The organism is Nocardia sp. NPDC057227 (assembly GCF_042669725.1).
Taxonomy (GTDB): Bacteria; Actinomycetota; Actinomycetes; order Mycobacteriales; family Mycobacteriaceae; genus Nocardia; species Nocardia asteroides_A.
This window is the reverse complement of the sequence record NZ_JBHUXA010000006.1, coordinates 14,439-27,472: the sequence shown is the minus strand read 5'-3', so window position 1 is coordinate 27,472 and position 13,034 is coordinate 14,439. Positions and strand designations below refer to the sequence as shown.

Here is a 13,034-nt window from a genome sequence, read left to right as displayed (position 1 = left end):
TATGTCCGGGCGACGCCGCCCCGGTGCGCCGGATGGCCGGATCGGTGCTCACCAGGACAGCTCGGAGCACCGCTTCGCGCTGTCCGTGCTCTCCACCTGCAGCGTCGCGTGCTCGATCCGGAACCGCTCGGCGAGCACGTGCTGCGCGGCCTGCAGCACGTCGTCGCCGGAGTACCCGGCCGAGGTCGTGATGTGCGCGGAGGCCACCTCCATGCCGGAGGTGAGGGTCCAGACGTGCAGGTCGTGCACGTCGGCCACGCCGTCCAGCCCGGCGAGCGCCGCGGCGACCTCGGCCACGTCCAGCTCCTCCGGGCTGTGCTGGAAGAGGATCCGCAGCGAGCGCTTCGCCAGCAGGTACGTGCGGGGCAGCACCCAGAGCCCGATCGCGACGCCGACGATGATGTCCGCGTAGCGCCACCCGGTGGTCAGCGTGACGATCGCGGAGATCAAGACGCCGACCGAGCCGAGTAGGTCGGCGAGCACCTCCAGGTAGGCGCCGCGCACCGCGAGGCTCTCCTCCGCACCCGAGCGCAGCAGCAGGAAGGCGGCGATATTGGCGACCAGGCCGATCAACCCGACCACGAGCACCGGCACCGCAGGCACCTCCGGCGGCTCGCCGATCCGCGAGATCGCCTCGTAGAGCACGTAACCCGCGACGCCGAAGAGCAGCAGCGCGTTCGTGAGCGAGGCGAAGACCTCGGCCCGGTAGTAGCCGAAGGTGCGGCTGAAGGTCGGTCTGCTCCGCTTGGCGAAGAGAATCGCGGTCAGCGCCATGCCGATGCCCAGCACGTCGGTGAAGACGTGCGCGGCGTCGGAGAGCAGTGCCAGCGAGCCGGTGGCGATCGCGACGGCGCCCTCGGCCAGCATGACCGCCAGCCCGATGCCGAGTGCGAGCGCGAGCCGCACGACGTACTTCGCGGAGGCGCTCTCCGCGTGTGCGAGCCCAGGTCCGTGCGCGTGATCGTGTCCCACCGGTCCAAAATATGCGTACATGCGCATGGATGCAAGACCTACGTGGCTGGCAGACTTGTCCCGTGACCGAACTGTCCCCGAGCGCCACCGCAGCGGCGCACGGCCCGCTGCGCCCCATCGAGCTGGCAACGGGGGCGGTACTCGGCGGCATGACGGTCGGGTTGATCACGGTCGGCGCGGTGGTGCCGTTCGCGGCCGCGCTGCAGATGGTGGCGGCGGTGCCGCTCGGCATGATCGCGCACCGCTACCGGCTGCGCGCGCTCGCCACCGCCTCGGTGGCGGCCGCGCTGGTGACCTTCGTCGCGGCGGGCGTCGCCCCCGCCGTCGGGCTGGCCGCGACCGCGACGCTCGGCGGCATCATCGGCATCGTCAAGCGCCGCGGCGGCGGGCTGTTCACCGTGCTCGGCCTCGCCGCGCTGACCGGGGTGGTCTGGGCGGCGTTCTCGGTCGGCATGCTCTTCCTCTTCGCGCCGCTGCGCGAGCTCTTCTTCGACACCATCCGCAACACCAGCCGCGGGCTGGCGAACCTCACGGCAAGGCAGCCCTGGTCCGAGGCGGTCGGCCGGTGGATCGCCGACGGCGCCGACCTGGTGCTGCGCTGGTGGTGGCTGTTCATCGGCGCCAGTGTGCTCGCGGGCATGCTGGCCGCCGCCGCGCTCTCCTGGTACGTGCTCGGCGAGGTGCTGGACCGGCTGGCCTGGCTGCCCAGCCGGGACCGCCTGGACGCCCCGCCGGACGACCGCCCGATCGCGCCGCTGCCGGTGACCATGCACGGCGTCGGCTACCGCTACCCGGGCGCCACCGCCGACGCGCTGCACGGCATCGACCTCACCGTTGCGGAGGGCGAGTTCGTCGCCGTCGTCGGGCACAACGGCTCCGGGAAGTCCACCCTGACCAGGCTGCTCGCGGGCAGGCCGCCGACGGCGGGCGCGGTCTCCCGGCCCGGCTCGGCCGGGCTCGGGCACCTCGGCGGCACCGCGCTGGTGCTGCAGCGGCCGGAGAGCCAGACGCTCGGCGTTCTGGTCGCCGACGACGTGGTCTGGGGGCTCTCCGCCGAGCGCGCCGCCGAGGTCGACGTGGCCGCGCTGCTCACCGAGGTCGGACTGGCCGGGTTCGGCGAGCGGGAGACCGCGGCGCTCTCCGGCGGCCAGCAGCAGCGGCTCGCGGTGGCCGCGGCGCTGGCCAGGCGGCCCGCGCTGCTCATCGCCGACGAGGCGACCTCGATGATCGACCCGCAGGGCAGGCGCGAACTCGTCGCGCTGCTCGGCGGGCTGCCGAAGCGGCACCCGATGGCCGTCGTGCTGGTGACCCACCACGAGGCCGATGCCGCGGCCGCCGACCGGGTGGTGCACCTGGCGAACGGCCGCACCGTCGAGCACCTGCCCAGCTGGCGCCGCCCCGCCGACGACCGGCGCAGCGCGCCCATGGGCCCGCCGGTGCTGGAGCTGCGCGACGTGCGGCACACCTACAACCGCGGCACCCCGTGGGAGGCGCCCGCGCTGCACGGCATCGACCTGACCGTGCGCCGCGGCGAGGCGCTGCTCGTGGTCGGCGGCAACGGCTCGGGCAAGTCGACGCTGGCCTGGATCATGGCCGGGCTGGTCGAGCCGAGCGCGGGCCGCTGCGACCTCGCGGGCAAGGCGGTGAGCAAGCAGATCGGGCGGGTCGCGCTGGCCTTCCAGCACTCCCGGCTGCAGCTGCAGCGGCAGCGGGTCGGCGAGGAGATCGCGGACTGGGGTGGCCGGGCCACCGGCTCCGGCGCGGTCGGGCGGGCGCTGGACGCCGTCGGGCTGGACCGGGCCATGGCCGCGCGCTCGATCGAGGAGCTCAGCGGCGGCCAGGCCAAGCGGGTGGTGCTCGCCGCCATCGTGGCGAGCGGGCCGCAGGTGGTGGTGCTGGACGAGCCGCTCGCCGGGCTGGACCCGCAGGGCCGCGCCGACATCGTCGAGCTGCTCGCCCGGCTGCGCGACGGCGGGCACACGCTCATCGTCATCTCGCACGACGTGGACGACATGGCTACCGTCTGCGACCGCATCGTGCACCTCGAGCACGGCCGCATCCCGGAGACGGCGCACGACCCCGTGCCCGCGCCCGCGCCGCAATTCCGGCCGGGTACCGCGCTCGGCCTGGACGGAGGGCAGCGATGAGCCTCGTGTTGTTCCGCCGGGTGCCCGGCGACAGCCCGGTGCACCGGCTCTGGGCCGGGACCAAGATGATCGCCGCGTTCCTGATCAGCCTGCTGCTCATGGTGCTGCCGTCCTGGCCGGTGCTCGGCGCGCTCGTGCTGTTCCTGGTGGTGATCGGGGTGGTCGCCCGGCTGCCGCTGCGCACGCTGCCCCGGCTGCCGTGGTGGTTCTGGGCCCTGGTGCTGGCCGGGGCGCTGATCAACCTGCCGATCGGTGCGAGCGCGGTGCTGCGCTACCTGCAGATCTTCGCCTTCGGCGTGGTCCTGGTCGCGGCGTCGTTCCTGATCGCCTGGACCACCCCGATGGGTGAGATCGCGCCCGCGCTGGCCAAACTCGGCAAGCCGCTGCGCCGCCTGCGGCTGCCGGTGGACGAGTGGGCCGTCGTGGTCGCGCTCACCCTGCGCAGCCTGCCGCTGCTGCTGGAGGAGATCCGGGTGCTGCGCGCCGCCCGCAGGCTCCGGCCGCGCAACCGGGTCCTCCCGCGCGGCGACGACAACCCGCTGGTCGACATCCTCACCGCCGCCATGGCGGTCGCCACCCGCCGCGCCGCCGAGCTCGGCGAGGCGATCACCGCGCGCGGCGGCACCGGCATGCTGACCGCGCACCCCAGCGCCCCCGGCCGGGCGGATGCCATCGCCATCGCCATCGTCATCGCGGTCTGCGCGGGCTCGGTCGGAGTGACGCTCGCGCTGTAGACGGGACGTCGCCCGTCCCGCGCGGCGCCATTGCCGACCCGGGAGCCGGCGACACCCGCGCTGCCGAGCGGATCGCTAGCGGCGCGGGTGCGCGCCCAGGGCCGCCGAGCGCACCCCTGCGCGCCGCCGCCGCTCAGCGGCGCAGCGGCTCCCGGGCCTTCGCCAGCGCCGCCTCGACCCGCGCCCCGAGCTCGGCGGCCAGCCGCTCCGGCGTCCCGGAGACCGCCTCCACCACGTGCGTCCGGGTGACGAGGTAGCGCCCGTCGTCGCGGTCGACCACCTGCAGCACCTCCCCGCCCTCCTGCCACCCGTCCAGCGCGGGCCCGATGTCGACCCGGATCTCGGTGTAGCAGCGATGCGGCCCCTCCAGCAGGCGGACCGCCTGATCACGCGGGGTCAGCGCGTGCGAACGGCCGCGCATCCCGTTCCCGTCCGCCCGCAGCTCCTCCGGGTGCGCCCGGAATCCGGGCCCGGTCCCCGGCGGGCACTCCGGCAGCACCGCGAGCACCCGCCGCACCACGTGCGCGTGCGGGCGAAGGGCGAGCACGACGGACCCGTCCTCCTCCTGCGTGGCGAGTGCGCCGAGATCGTTGTCGATCCCCGCGCTCAGCCGCAGCCGCCGCTCCCCCGGCAGGTGCCCGAGCAACTCCACCCGCACCAGCGGCTCGACCAGCGCGTGCAGCGCGCGGAACATGGTGTCGTCCACCCGCAGCCGCTCGTAGAGCGCCCCCGCGGCGGCGGCCCGCTGCTGTTCGAACTCGAATTCGGTGGCGGCGGTGCTGGTCAGCGTGAGCGGGAAGGGCAGCCGGTCGCGATCCATGGCCCGCCACGCCACATGGAACTCCAGCGCGCTGAGCCGCCACGCGTTCGGCGGCATCAGTCGCCCCCGATCACCGGCGGCACCGTCTTCTGATCCTGCGGCAGCAACTCCTCCTGCACCCGGCGCAGGTAGTCGGGCGCCTGGTGCTCCTTGTCGTCGTCGCCCTTGCCGCGGGCGCCGGACATCGGCATCCCCATCATGCCGCTCCGGTTCCCGGCCTGGTTCGCCGTCCGCGCCGCCGCCGCGGCCGCCGCCTGATCCGGCACGACGGTGCCGGGAATGCTGCGCCCCGGCGCCGGGGTCGCCGTCGGCGTGCCCGGCGAGCCCGGGGTCGACGGGCTGGACGGTGTACCGGTGCGGGTCGGGTCGGTGGAGGTCGGGGTCGTGCTCGTCGGCACCGTGCTCGCGGGGACCGTCGAGTTCGGCGACTGGCCGGTCGGCTGATCCGTCGAGCCGTCGTCGGTATCGCGGTCGGTGTCCGTCGAGGTGGTCTCGTCCTCGGTGCCGGTGGTGGTACCGGGATCGTCCGTGGTCGACGGGTCGTCGCCGGGATCGGTGCCCTCGGTGTCCCGTTGATCCGGATCGCCGGTGTCCGACGGGCTGCCCGGAGTACCGGTGGACGGCGTCCCGGTCCCGCTCGGCGTCTCCGCCGGCACCCCACCGCCGGGCTGCTCCGGCACGCCCGGCACCGCGGGCCCGGGAATCCGCGGCACATTCGTATCCGACTGCGTCGCCACCGGCTTGTAGACGGTGTCCATCACCTCGCGGGCCCGGTTCTGCGCGTTCTCCGACCGCCCCTCGTACGCCATCGACATGGCCGTACTCGCACTGGAGCCGACGACCGGAATGGCCCCGACGACCGCCGACGCGATCGACCCCGGCTGCTCCGGCGGATGCGGCATCTGCGCCACCACCTGGTTGAAACCGGAGTACGCCTCCTCCACCTTGTTCGCCACCAGCATCGCGGCCTGCTTCAGGTGGTCGGTGTCGCTCACGTACTCCGTGACCTTCAGCTGGGCGGCCTCCGCGGCCAGCCCGGTCCAGCCCTCGTTCACCCGGCCGACGATCGCGGCCCGGAATGCCTCGGCCGCGGCGGCGGTGTCATCCGCCAGCTGCCGCCAGGAGCGCACGCTCTCGTACATCTCCCCCGGCCGCATCGACCGCACGAACGCCATGATCTCCTCGTGCGACATCCCGAGGAAGTTCTCCATCACCGCGGGCCCGAGCACCGGCGGCGCGAACTCACCGGTGAACCCGGAGCTCAGCCCCGCGTTCTCCGAGTAGATCCGATCGCGCGACCGATTCCCCTCGTCCTGTGCGTCCCGCTGCGCGTCCGAGGTGTCGACGGTGGAGTCGAAGACCTGCCCGACCCTCCGGCCGAGCGCCTCCCCGGCCCGGTCGTTCCCCGGCAGCAACTCCCCTACCCGCCCCATGAAATCCGTGATCCGAACCATGATCCCCTCCCAGCTGACCGACGCGATATCCCCTGTGGCGTCGCCGTACGAGCTCTGTAGAACATATCGTGCCTCCGGTTCACCGACTATCCGCCGACACGCCGACCACGGTCCAAACCACCTGCCACCGGCACCCGGCGTGCGACCATGAGCTCCGGCCACGAGGCACGAAACCCTGCCTTGGGGGGCGAAACATACCCGCTGATTCGGTAGATCGAGAGCCATAACCCGGGGTACGGTTACGCCCAGGAGTAGCTGTTCACAGGCTTGATTCGTGGCTCCATTCCGCATTCCGGGGGGATAGGAATCCGTCGTGCGGTTGTGCGCGCCACTCATACGTGCTGGAGATGGGACCCTGGAATGATTCTGCGCAAAATCGCAGCGGTCGTCGCGCCGCTGCTCACCGTTGTCACGGTCGGGGCGGGCGTCGCGTACGCCGACACGCCGACGCCGGACGTCGGGTACGAGGTCAAGATGGTGGACGGGAAGGTCGTCACCGCCCTAACCAACGGCACCTTCGCCGTCACCGGTGAGACCGTCGAGATCAAGGATTCGGCTGGTGCGGTGCTGGTATCGCTGCCGCTGGCGATTCGGGAGAATGCCACCGAGTACCCGCTGCCGCACGCCGTGCGGGAGGACGACCGGGTGCTGGAGCTGACCCCGGTGAAGAACGAGGCGGCGGCCCGGCCCGCGCAGGCGCTCCCGGTGGCCTCGCCGGTCGAGAATCTGCGCGCTCAGGACGCGTTCCTCACGCAGTTCGGCCTCGCCACCGCCATCGGCGGCTTCATCGGCACCGCCATCGGCGCGCTCATCGGGCTGACCGGCATCATCGCGGGCCCCGGCGTGATCGCCAGCGTGACGGCGGGCGCCGCGATCGGCGGCATCATCGGCACCCTCGTCGCGGGCGGCCCGGCGCTGGTCATGGCGGGCATCGAACTCATCAACACGCTCAACGCCCCGCCCGGCACCACCCAGTGGGCCCCCAAGTAGTACCGGGAACACGACGGAGCCCGGCACCCCGAGCGGGGTGCCGGGCTCCGGACGTTCAGTTCTCCTTGCGCACAGCCTTCTTCGCCGCGTCCTGCGCCGAATCGACCTGGCCCGCGTACTTGCCGCCGGTCCGATCGTCCACCAGGTCACCGGCCTTGTCGATGACGTCGTCGACCTTGTCGGAGTTCTGCCGGGCCAGATCCAGCGCCCGGTCGGCCAGGTTCTTGAAATCCATCGTGCGCTCCTCGCGTCGAGACAACCGTGCCCGACAGCGTACCGAGAGCAACCCGATTCAGTCCGCGCCGAGCCAGGCCGGGTGCCAGAGCCTGCCCGCCTCGGTCCACTCCATGAAGCGGACGGTCCCGCTGATCTCCGGCTCCACCCACACCGCCTCCCTGCGCTCGTCGGCGGTGAGCGGATTGTCGAACGGCGGGGTGCGGCGCTCCCGCCCCTTCAGCCGTTTCGCGAGGTCGGCGAGGTCGTCCTCGGCGAAGCCGGTGCCGACCCGGCCCGCGTAGTAGAGCCCGCCGTCGTGCGGGATCCCGACCAGCAGCGACTTGAAGCTGCGCGCCTCGCTGCGTCGCCAGCCGCCGATCACGACCCGCTGGGTGCGCCAGTTGCGCTGCTTCACCCAGGCGTGCCCGCGCTTTCCGGGCAAATACACCGAATCGCCGCGCTTGGCGAGCACCCCCTCGAACCCCCGCTCCCGGCTGTGCGCGACGGCCGCGGCGCCGGGGCCGTCGAGCAGCGGCGGCACCCGCAGCCCGGGCACCGTCTCGGCCAGCGCCTCCAGCACCCGCCGCCGGTCGGTCCAGCGCTTGCGCAGCAGCGAGGTGCCGTCCAGGAAGAGCAGGTCGAAGGCGACGAAGACGGCGGCGGCCGGATCCGCCCGCATGAGCGCGAGATTGGCGATGCCGTGCTCGTCGAAGACCACCGCCTCGCCGTCCAGCACCAGCCGGTGCCCGGCGAGATCGCCCGCCAGCGCGGCAATTCCGGGGTAGCGGTCGTTCACCGTGCTCCCGCGCCTGCTGCGCAGCGTGATCCGCTCGCCGTCGAACTCCAGGATGATCCGGAAGCCGTCCCACTTGGTCTCGAAATGCCAGTCGGCGCCGTCGATCTCGGCGACCTCGCCGGGGGTGGCGAGCATCGGCGCGAGCCCGCGCGGCAGGTCGGCGACCGCGGGCTGCTCGCGCATGAGGTGCATGAGCCACTGGTTGCCCCTGGTCCGGATGAGCGCGTAGCGGCCGGTCAGCCGCTCGCCGCTGAACCGGACGATCACCTCGTCGGCGCGCCACTTCTCGGTCTCGTAGGTGCCGGAGTCCCAGATCGTCATCTCGCCGCCGCCGTACTCGCCCTTCGGGATGCTGCCGTGGAAGGTCAAGTACTCCAGCGGGTGGTCCTCGGTGTGCACGGCGAGCCGATTCTGCTCGGTCGAGGTGGGCGGCCCCTTCGGGACCGCCCAGGAGACGAGCACGCCGTCGCGCTCCAGCCGGACGTCCCAGTGCAGCCTGCGCGCGTGGTGCTCCTGCACCACGTAGCGGTTGCCCGGCCCCGGCGCCGGGCGGGCGGCGGGCACCGGCTCGGGGGTGCGCGCCGGGTCGCGCATCGAGCGGTACCTGGCCAGCGCGTCGGGGCCGATCTCGTCCAGGCCGTCGAGCAGGTCGCCGTCGGCGAGGTAGCGGGCGAGCACCTCGTCGAAGCGCAGGTGCCGCAGCGACTCCGCGTCCTCGATCTCGGCCCAGGAGCGCGGCGCCGCGGCGTTCGGCTCGGCGCGGCCGCGCAGCGAATAGGGGGCGATCGTCGTCTTGGCGGCGTTGTTCTGGCTCCAGTCGAGGAAGACCTTGCCCGGCCGGGCGGACTTGGCCATGGTGGCGGTCACCAGCTCCGGGTGCAGCCGCTCCAGATTGGTGGCGACCTGCTTGGCGACGGTGGAGGCGCCCGCCGAGCCGACCGGCCGCTCCAGCGGTACGTAGAGGTGCATCCCCTTGCTGCCGCTGGTGACCGGATAGCTCTGCAGCCCGATGTCGGAGATCAGCTCGCGGACCAGGCAGGCGACCCGCGCGCACTCGGCGAGCCCGGCGCCGGGACCGGGATCCAGGTCGAAGACGAGCCGGGTCGCCGGCCCCCGCTCGTCGCCGTCGAAGCGCCACTGCGGCACGTGCACCTCCAGCGACGCCTGCTGGCCGAGCCAGGCCAGCCCCGCCTCGGAGTCGACCAGCGGGTAGGTGACCGAGCGGTCCGAGTGCTTCAAGGTACGGCGATCCAGCCACGCGGGGGCGTGCGCGGCCAGGTTCTTCTCGAAGAAGGACGGGCTGCCGATGCCGTTCGGCCAGCGCTTCCTCGTCACCGGGCGGCCGGCGATGTGTGGGAGCATCGCCGGCGCCACGGCCGCGTAGTAGGCGATGACCTCGCCCTTGGTGGTGCCGGTCTCCGGATAGAGCACCTTGTCCAGATTGCTCAGCTCGACCGGGACGCCACCGAATTCACGGCGGACCACCTCGGACGGAGGTCAGGGCCGCGGGCCGCCGGGCGGCTGCTGCGGCGGAACCACCTTCTTGGCGGCTTCCTTGCCCTTGACGATCTGGCTGCGGTACTTGCCCTTGGTCTTGTGATCGACGAAGTCGCCCGCCTTGTCGACGGCCTGGTTGATCTTGTCGGAGTTCTTGGCCGCCGCGTCTTTACCCTTGCTGACGAGGCCCTTGAGATTGTCTGCGAAACTCATCGCTGCTCCTCCGGTCTGATGCCTGATTTATCCACATTCTCCCACCATGAATCCAGCACCGCCGGGCTTGCGAGATCCAGCCGCTGCCCCGGGCGCGGAATCGCGATCGGGGTTCCCGCCTGCTCGGCCGCGGCAATCAACCGGCGAACCGGCTCGGACCACGGGTGGAACGCCAGGTTGAAGGTGGCCCAGTGGATCGGCACCAGCAGCCCGTACCCGGCGTCGCCGCGGTTGAGGTCGGCGTGCGCGTGCACGGCCTCCTCCGGATTCATGTGGATGTCCCGCCAGCGCACGTCGTAGGCGCCGACCGGGAGCAGGGTGAGGTCGAACGGGCCGGTGGCCGCGCCCGCCTGCGCGAAGGCCGCGGTGTAGCCGGTGTCGCCGCCGAAGTAGACCCGGCGGGACGGCCCGACGATCGACCAGGACGCCCACAGCGTGGTGTTGCGCACCAGCCCGCGGCCGGAGAAGTGCCTGGCCTCGGTGCAGGTCAGGGTGAGGCCGTCGGCCGCGCCGGGCAGCGTGACCGAGCCACCCCAGTCCAGCTCGACGATCCGGTGCTCCGGCACGCCCCAGCGCCGCAGGTGCGCGCCGATCCCGAGCGGGACGACGAACGGCGCGACCTGGGTGCGGACCAGGCCGAGCACGGTCGCCTTGTCCAGGTGGTCGTAGTGATCGTGCGAGATGATCACCGCGTCCAGCGCGGGCAGCGCGTCCAGCGCGCCGGGCACCGGATGCAGCCGGGCCGGGCCGACCAGCTCGGACGGCGACACCCGGTTGCTCCACACCGGGTCGGCGAGGACCCGGTAGCCGTCCACCTCGACCAGCGCGGTCGCGTGGCCGAACCAGGTGACGGCGAGCTCGGCGGCGTCGCGCGGCAGCTCCGGCTCGACCAGCGGAACCCGGCCGCGCGGCCGCCCGGCCGCCCGGCTGGAGAACGCCGAGACCAGCAGCGAGCCGCCGTCCTGCGGGTCGATGGCCGAGCTCGGCTCGGTGTTGTGGAAGCGGCGGTCGCGGTAGCCGATCGCGCCGGTGGCGATGGGCTGGATGGCGGTGGCCCCGGCGCCGAGCGCCGACGGCAGCCCCCAGGCGGCCCTTGCCAGCCAGGTCAGCCCGGCGGCGGCGGCCCCGAGGGCGGCGGCGGTACGGATCTTCATCAGCGTCCCTCGAATCTCGGGGCGCGCTTCTGCTCGCGCGCCAGTCTGGCCTCGGCGGCGTCCTCGCTGCTCCACGCGGCGGCGAGCGCGGCGCGCTGCTGCGCGCTCTCCGGCTGCCGCGTCCCGTCGTCGTTGAGCACCAGCTTGAGGTGCCGGAGCGAGAGCGGCGCGAGCGCGGCGATGGACTTCGCCCAGGTGTGCGCGTCGGCGACGGTGCCGATCTTGTTGGCGAAGCCGAAGGTGTAGGCGTCGGCGGCGGAGATCTGCTCGGCGCCGAGCAGCACGGTGCGGGCAGGGCCGCCACCGATCAGCGAGGCCAGCCGGTGCGCGGTCCACCGGTCGACGCTGACGCCGAGCCTGGCCGCCGGGATCGCGATGTAGGCCTCCGGGTCGACCACCCGCAGGTCGGAGGCGACCGCCAGCTGCACCGCGGCGCCGTACGCGGCGCCGTGGATGGCGCTGATCACCGGCACCGGCGCGGCCTCGATGGTGTGCAGCATCGCCAGCAGCTCGTCCAGGAAGTTCTCCGAGTAGATGCCGGAGAGGTCGGCGCCCGCGCTGAAGACCTTGCCGCGCCCGGAGATGACGATGGCGCGCGCGTCGTCGGCGACCGCGGCGAGCACCGCCTCGCGCAGCGCGATCACCAGTTCGGTGTTGAGCGCGTTCCGGCGATCCTCGCGCTGTAGTTCGATACCGACGACGTCACCGTCGCGGCTGACTCCGAGCATGCGTCCTCCCCGGCTGAATACCGACCACTCTCTGCTGTTCCAACTCTGCCACAGCAATCACCGGCCACCCCGGCACGCGAGCCGGATCACGCCGCGTCGGCGGATAGCATCGCTGCCGTGCCGACCGACTACGACATCCTGGTGCTCGGCGCCGGCCAGGCCGGGCTCTCCGCGGCGTACCACCTGCGCCGCCGCGGCCTGCGCCCGGAGCACGACTTCCTCGTCGTCGACCACGCGCCCGGACCCGGCGGCGCCTGGCAGTTCCGCTGGCCGACGCTCACGCTGAGCACCGTGAACCGGGTGCACGACCTGCCGGGCATGGAGTTCGCCGAGACCCTACCGCCCGGCTCCGACAGCGTCGCCGCCGCCACCGCCGTGCCCCGCTACTACGAGCGCTACGAGCAGCGCTTCGACCTGCGGGTGCACCGCCCGGTCACGGTCTCGGTGGTCTGCGACCGCGCGCCCGAACTGGCCGTGGAGACCGACACCGCCGGCACGCTGCGGGTGCGCGGGCTGATGAACGCCACCGGCACCTGGGAGCACCCGTTCATCCCGCACTACCCCGGCGCCGCGACCTTCCGCGGCAGGCAGCTGCACACGCACGACTACCGCACGCCCGACGAGTTCGCCGGGCAGCACGTGGTCGTGGTCGGCGCGGGCATCTCCGCGGTGCAGCTGCTGGACGAGATCTCGACGGTCACCACGACCACCTGGGTCTCCCGCACCGCGCCGCGCTTCCGGGAGACCCCGTTCACCGCCGAGGACGGCCGGGCCGCCGTCGCCAGGGTCGAGGACCGGGTGCGCCGCGGCCTGCCGCCCGGCTCCGTCGTCTCGGTGACCGGCCTGCCGCTGGACGCCCGGCTGCGCGCCGCCCGCGCCCGCGGCGTGCTCGACTGGAACCCCATGTTCAGCGCCATCGAGCCGGACGGCGTGCGCTGGGCCGACGGCCGCGCCGAGCACGCCGACGTGCTGCTCTGGGCCACCGGCTTCCGCAGCGCCCTCGACCACCTCGCCCCGCTGCGGCTGCGCGGGCCGGGCGGCGGCATCACCATGGACGGCCGGCTGGCCACCCGGGTCGCCGCCGACCCGCGCATCCACCTGATCGGCTACGGGCCGTCGGCGAGCACGGTCGGCGCGAACCGGGCGGGCCGAGCCGCCGCCGCCGAACTCACGGAGTTTCTTCGGCCCGCCTCCGGCGGGCGTGTTCGCCGCCCCGGGGAGTCTCGCTGATCGGCGCTCGAGACTCGCGCCTGCGGCGCGTGCGCTTTCGAGCACCGATCAGCGAGACGGGCGGCGAACGGGGCTCGTAAGAC

12 protein-coding genes are annotated in these 13,034 nt (G+C 73.1%); 4 read left to right on the top strand and 8 right to left on the bottom strand.

What is annotated here, in order from left to right; all coding sequences use genetic code 11:
• Positions 1–48: 48 nt before the first annotated feature.
• Complete coding sequence (locus ACFUJ1_RS11200; RefSeq protein ID WP_378644795.1) at positions 49–972, bottom strand: cation diffusion facilitator family transporter; 924 nt, start codon at positions 970–972, stop codon at positions 49–51.
• Between the two features lie 71 nt (positions 973–1,043).
• Here ACFUJ1_RS11200 and ACFUJ1_RS11195 point away from each other — a divergent pair, with 71 nt between their 5' ends.
• Positions 1,044–3,119 carry an ABC transporter ATP-binding protein gene (locus ACFUJ1_RS11195; RefSeq protein ID WP_378644992.1) on the top strand — a complete coding sequence of 692 codons (2,076 nt, stop codon included), beginning with the start codon at positions 1,044–1,046 and terminating at the stop codon, positions 3,117–3,119.
• Complete coding sequence (locus tag ACFUJ1_RS11190) at positions 3,116–3,853, top strand: energy-coupling factor transporter transmembrane component T family protein (protein WP_378644793.1); 738 nt, start codon at positions 3,116–3,118, stop codon at positions 3,851–3,853. Before ACFUJ1_RS11195 ends, ACFUJ1_RS11190 begins: the two co-directional genes overlap by 4 nt.
• 133 nt (positions 3,854–3,986) lie before the next feature.
• Here the strand turns inward: ACFUJ1_RS11190 and ACFUJ1_RS11185 are convergent, their stop codons facing one another.
• Both ACFUJ1_RS11185 and ACFUJ1_RS11180 read right to left on the bottom strand, forming a co-directional pair.
• Positions 3,987–4,730 carry an ESX secretion-associated protein EspG gene (locus tag ACFUJ1_RS11185; protein WP_378644792.1) on the bottom strand — a complete coding sequence of 248 codons (744 nt, stop codon included), beginning with the start codon at positions 4,728–4,730 and terminating at the stop codon, positions 3,987–3,989.
• Positions 4,730–6,127, bottom strand: a complete 1,398-nt coding sequence (locus tag ACFUJ1_RS11180; RefSeq protein WP_378644790.1) for a PPE domain-containing protein — start codon at positions 6,125–6,127, stop codon at positions 4,730–4,732. The genes ACFUJ1_RS11185 and ACFUJ1_RS11180 overlap by 1 nt, the downstream gene beginning before the upstream one ends.
• Positions 6,128–6,487: 360 nt before the next feature.
• On the opposite strand from ACFUJ1_RS11180, the gene ACFUJ1_RS11175 reads away from it, so the two are divergent.
• Positions 6,488–7,117 (top strand): ammonium transporter, encoded by a 630-nt coding sequence (locus ACFUJ1_RS11175; protein WP_378644788.1) that lies wholly within the window; start codon positions 6,488–6,490, stop codon positions 7,115–7,117.
• Between the two features lie 55 nt (positions 7,118–7,172).
• Here ACFUJ1_RS11175 and ACFUJ1_RS11170 read toward each other — a convergent pair whose 3' ends face one another.
• From ACFUJ1_RS11170 to ACFUJ1_RS11150, 5 genes are read right to left on the bottom strand one after another with little or no spacing between them, the layout of a single operon-like run.
• Positions 7,173–7,352 (bottom strand): antitoxin, encoded by a 180-nt coding sequence (locus ACFUJ1_RS11170; RefSeq protein ID WP_233015910.1) that lies wholly within the window; start codon positions 7,350–7,352, stop codon positions 7,173–7,175.
• Between the two features lie 57 nt (positions 7,353–7,409).
• A complete protein-coding gene (locus ACFUJ1_RS11165; RefSeq protein ID WP_378644786.1) occupies positions 7,410–9,614 on the bottom strand; it encodes an ATP-dependent DNA ligase in 2,205 nt (734 codons plus the stop codon).
• Between the two features lie 12 nt (positions 9,615–9,626).
• A complete protein-coding gene (locus ACFUJ1_RS11160) occupies positions 9,627–9,839 on the bottom strand; it encodes an antitoxin (protein WP_378614201.1) in 213 nt (70 codons plus the stop codon).
• Complete coding sequence (locus tag ACFUJ1_RS11155) at positions 9,836–10,993, bottom strand: MBL fold metallo-hydrolase (protein WP_378644785.1); 1,158 nt, start codon at positions 10,991–10,993, stop codon at positions 9,836–9,838. The genes ACFUJ1_RS11160 and ACFUJ1_RS11155 overlap by 4 nt, the downstream gene beginning before the upstream one ends.
• Entirely contained in the window at positions 10,993–11,721 is a 729-nt protein-coding gene (locus ACFUJ1_RS11150) for an enoyl-CoA hydratase (protein WP_378644783.1), read from the bottom strand. Before ACFUJ1_RS11150 ends, ACFUJ1_RS11155 begins: the two co-directional genes overlap by 1 nt.
• Positions 11,722–11,838: 117 nt before the next feature.
• On the opposite strand from ACFUJ1_RS11150, the gene ACFUJ1_RS11145 reads away from it, so the two are divergent.
• Positions 11,839–12,951, top strand: a complete 1,113-nt coding sequence (locus tag ACFUJ1_RS11145; RefSeq protein ID WP_378644781.1) for an NAD(P)-binding domain-containing protein — start codon at positions 11,839–11,841, stop codon at positions 12,949–12,951.
• Positions 12,952–13,034 lie beyond the last annotated feature (83 nt).

Excerpts from the sequence above, each read along its gene's own strand:
- ACFUJ1_RS11190 (WP_378644793.1), top strand. The coding sequence starts at position 3,116 with ATGAGCCTCGTGTTGTTCCGCCGGGTGCCCGGCGACAGCCCGGTGCAC.
- ACFUJ1_RS11185 (WP_378644792.1), bottom strand. The coding sequence starts at position 4,730 with ATGCCGCCGAACGCGTGGCGGCTCAGCGCGCTGGAGTTCCATGTGGCG.
- ACFUJ1_RS11180 (WP_378644790.1), bottom strand. The coding sequence starts at position 6,127 with ATGGTTCGGATCACGGATTTCATGGGGCGGGTAGGGGAGTTGCTGCCG.
- ACFUJ1_RS11175 (WP_378644788.1), top strand. The coding sequence starts at position 6,488 with ATGATTCTGCGCAAAATCGCAGCGGTCGTCGCGCCGCTGCTCACCGTT.
- ACFUJ1_RS11170 (WP_233015910.1), bottom strand. The coding sequence starts at position 7,352 with ATGGATTTCAAGAACCTGGCCGACCGGGCGCTGGATCTGGCCCGGCAG.
- ACFUJ1_RS11160 (WP_378614201.1), bottom strand. The coding sequence starts at position 9,839 with ATGAGTTTCGCAGACAATCTCAAGGGCCTCGTCAGCAAGGGTAAAGAC.
- ACFUJ1_RS11155 (WP_378644785.1), bottom strand. The coding sequence starts at position 10,993 with ATGAAGATCCGTACCGCCGCCGCCCTCGGGGCCGCCGCCGCCGGGCTG.
- ACFUJ1_RS11150 (WP_378644783.1), bottom strand. The coding sequence starts at position 11,721 with ATGCTCGGAGTCAGCCGCGACGGTGACGTCGTCGGTATCGAACTACAG.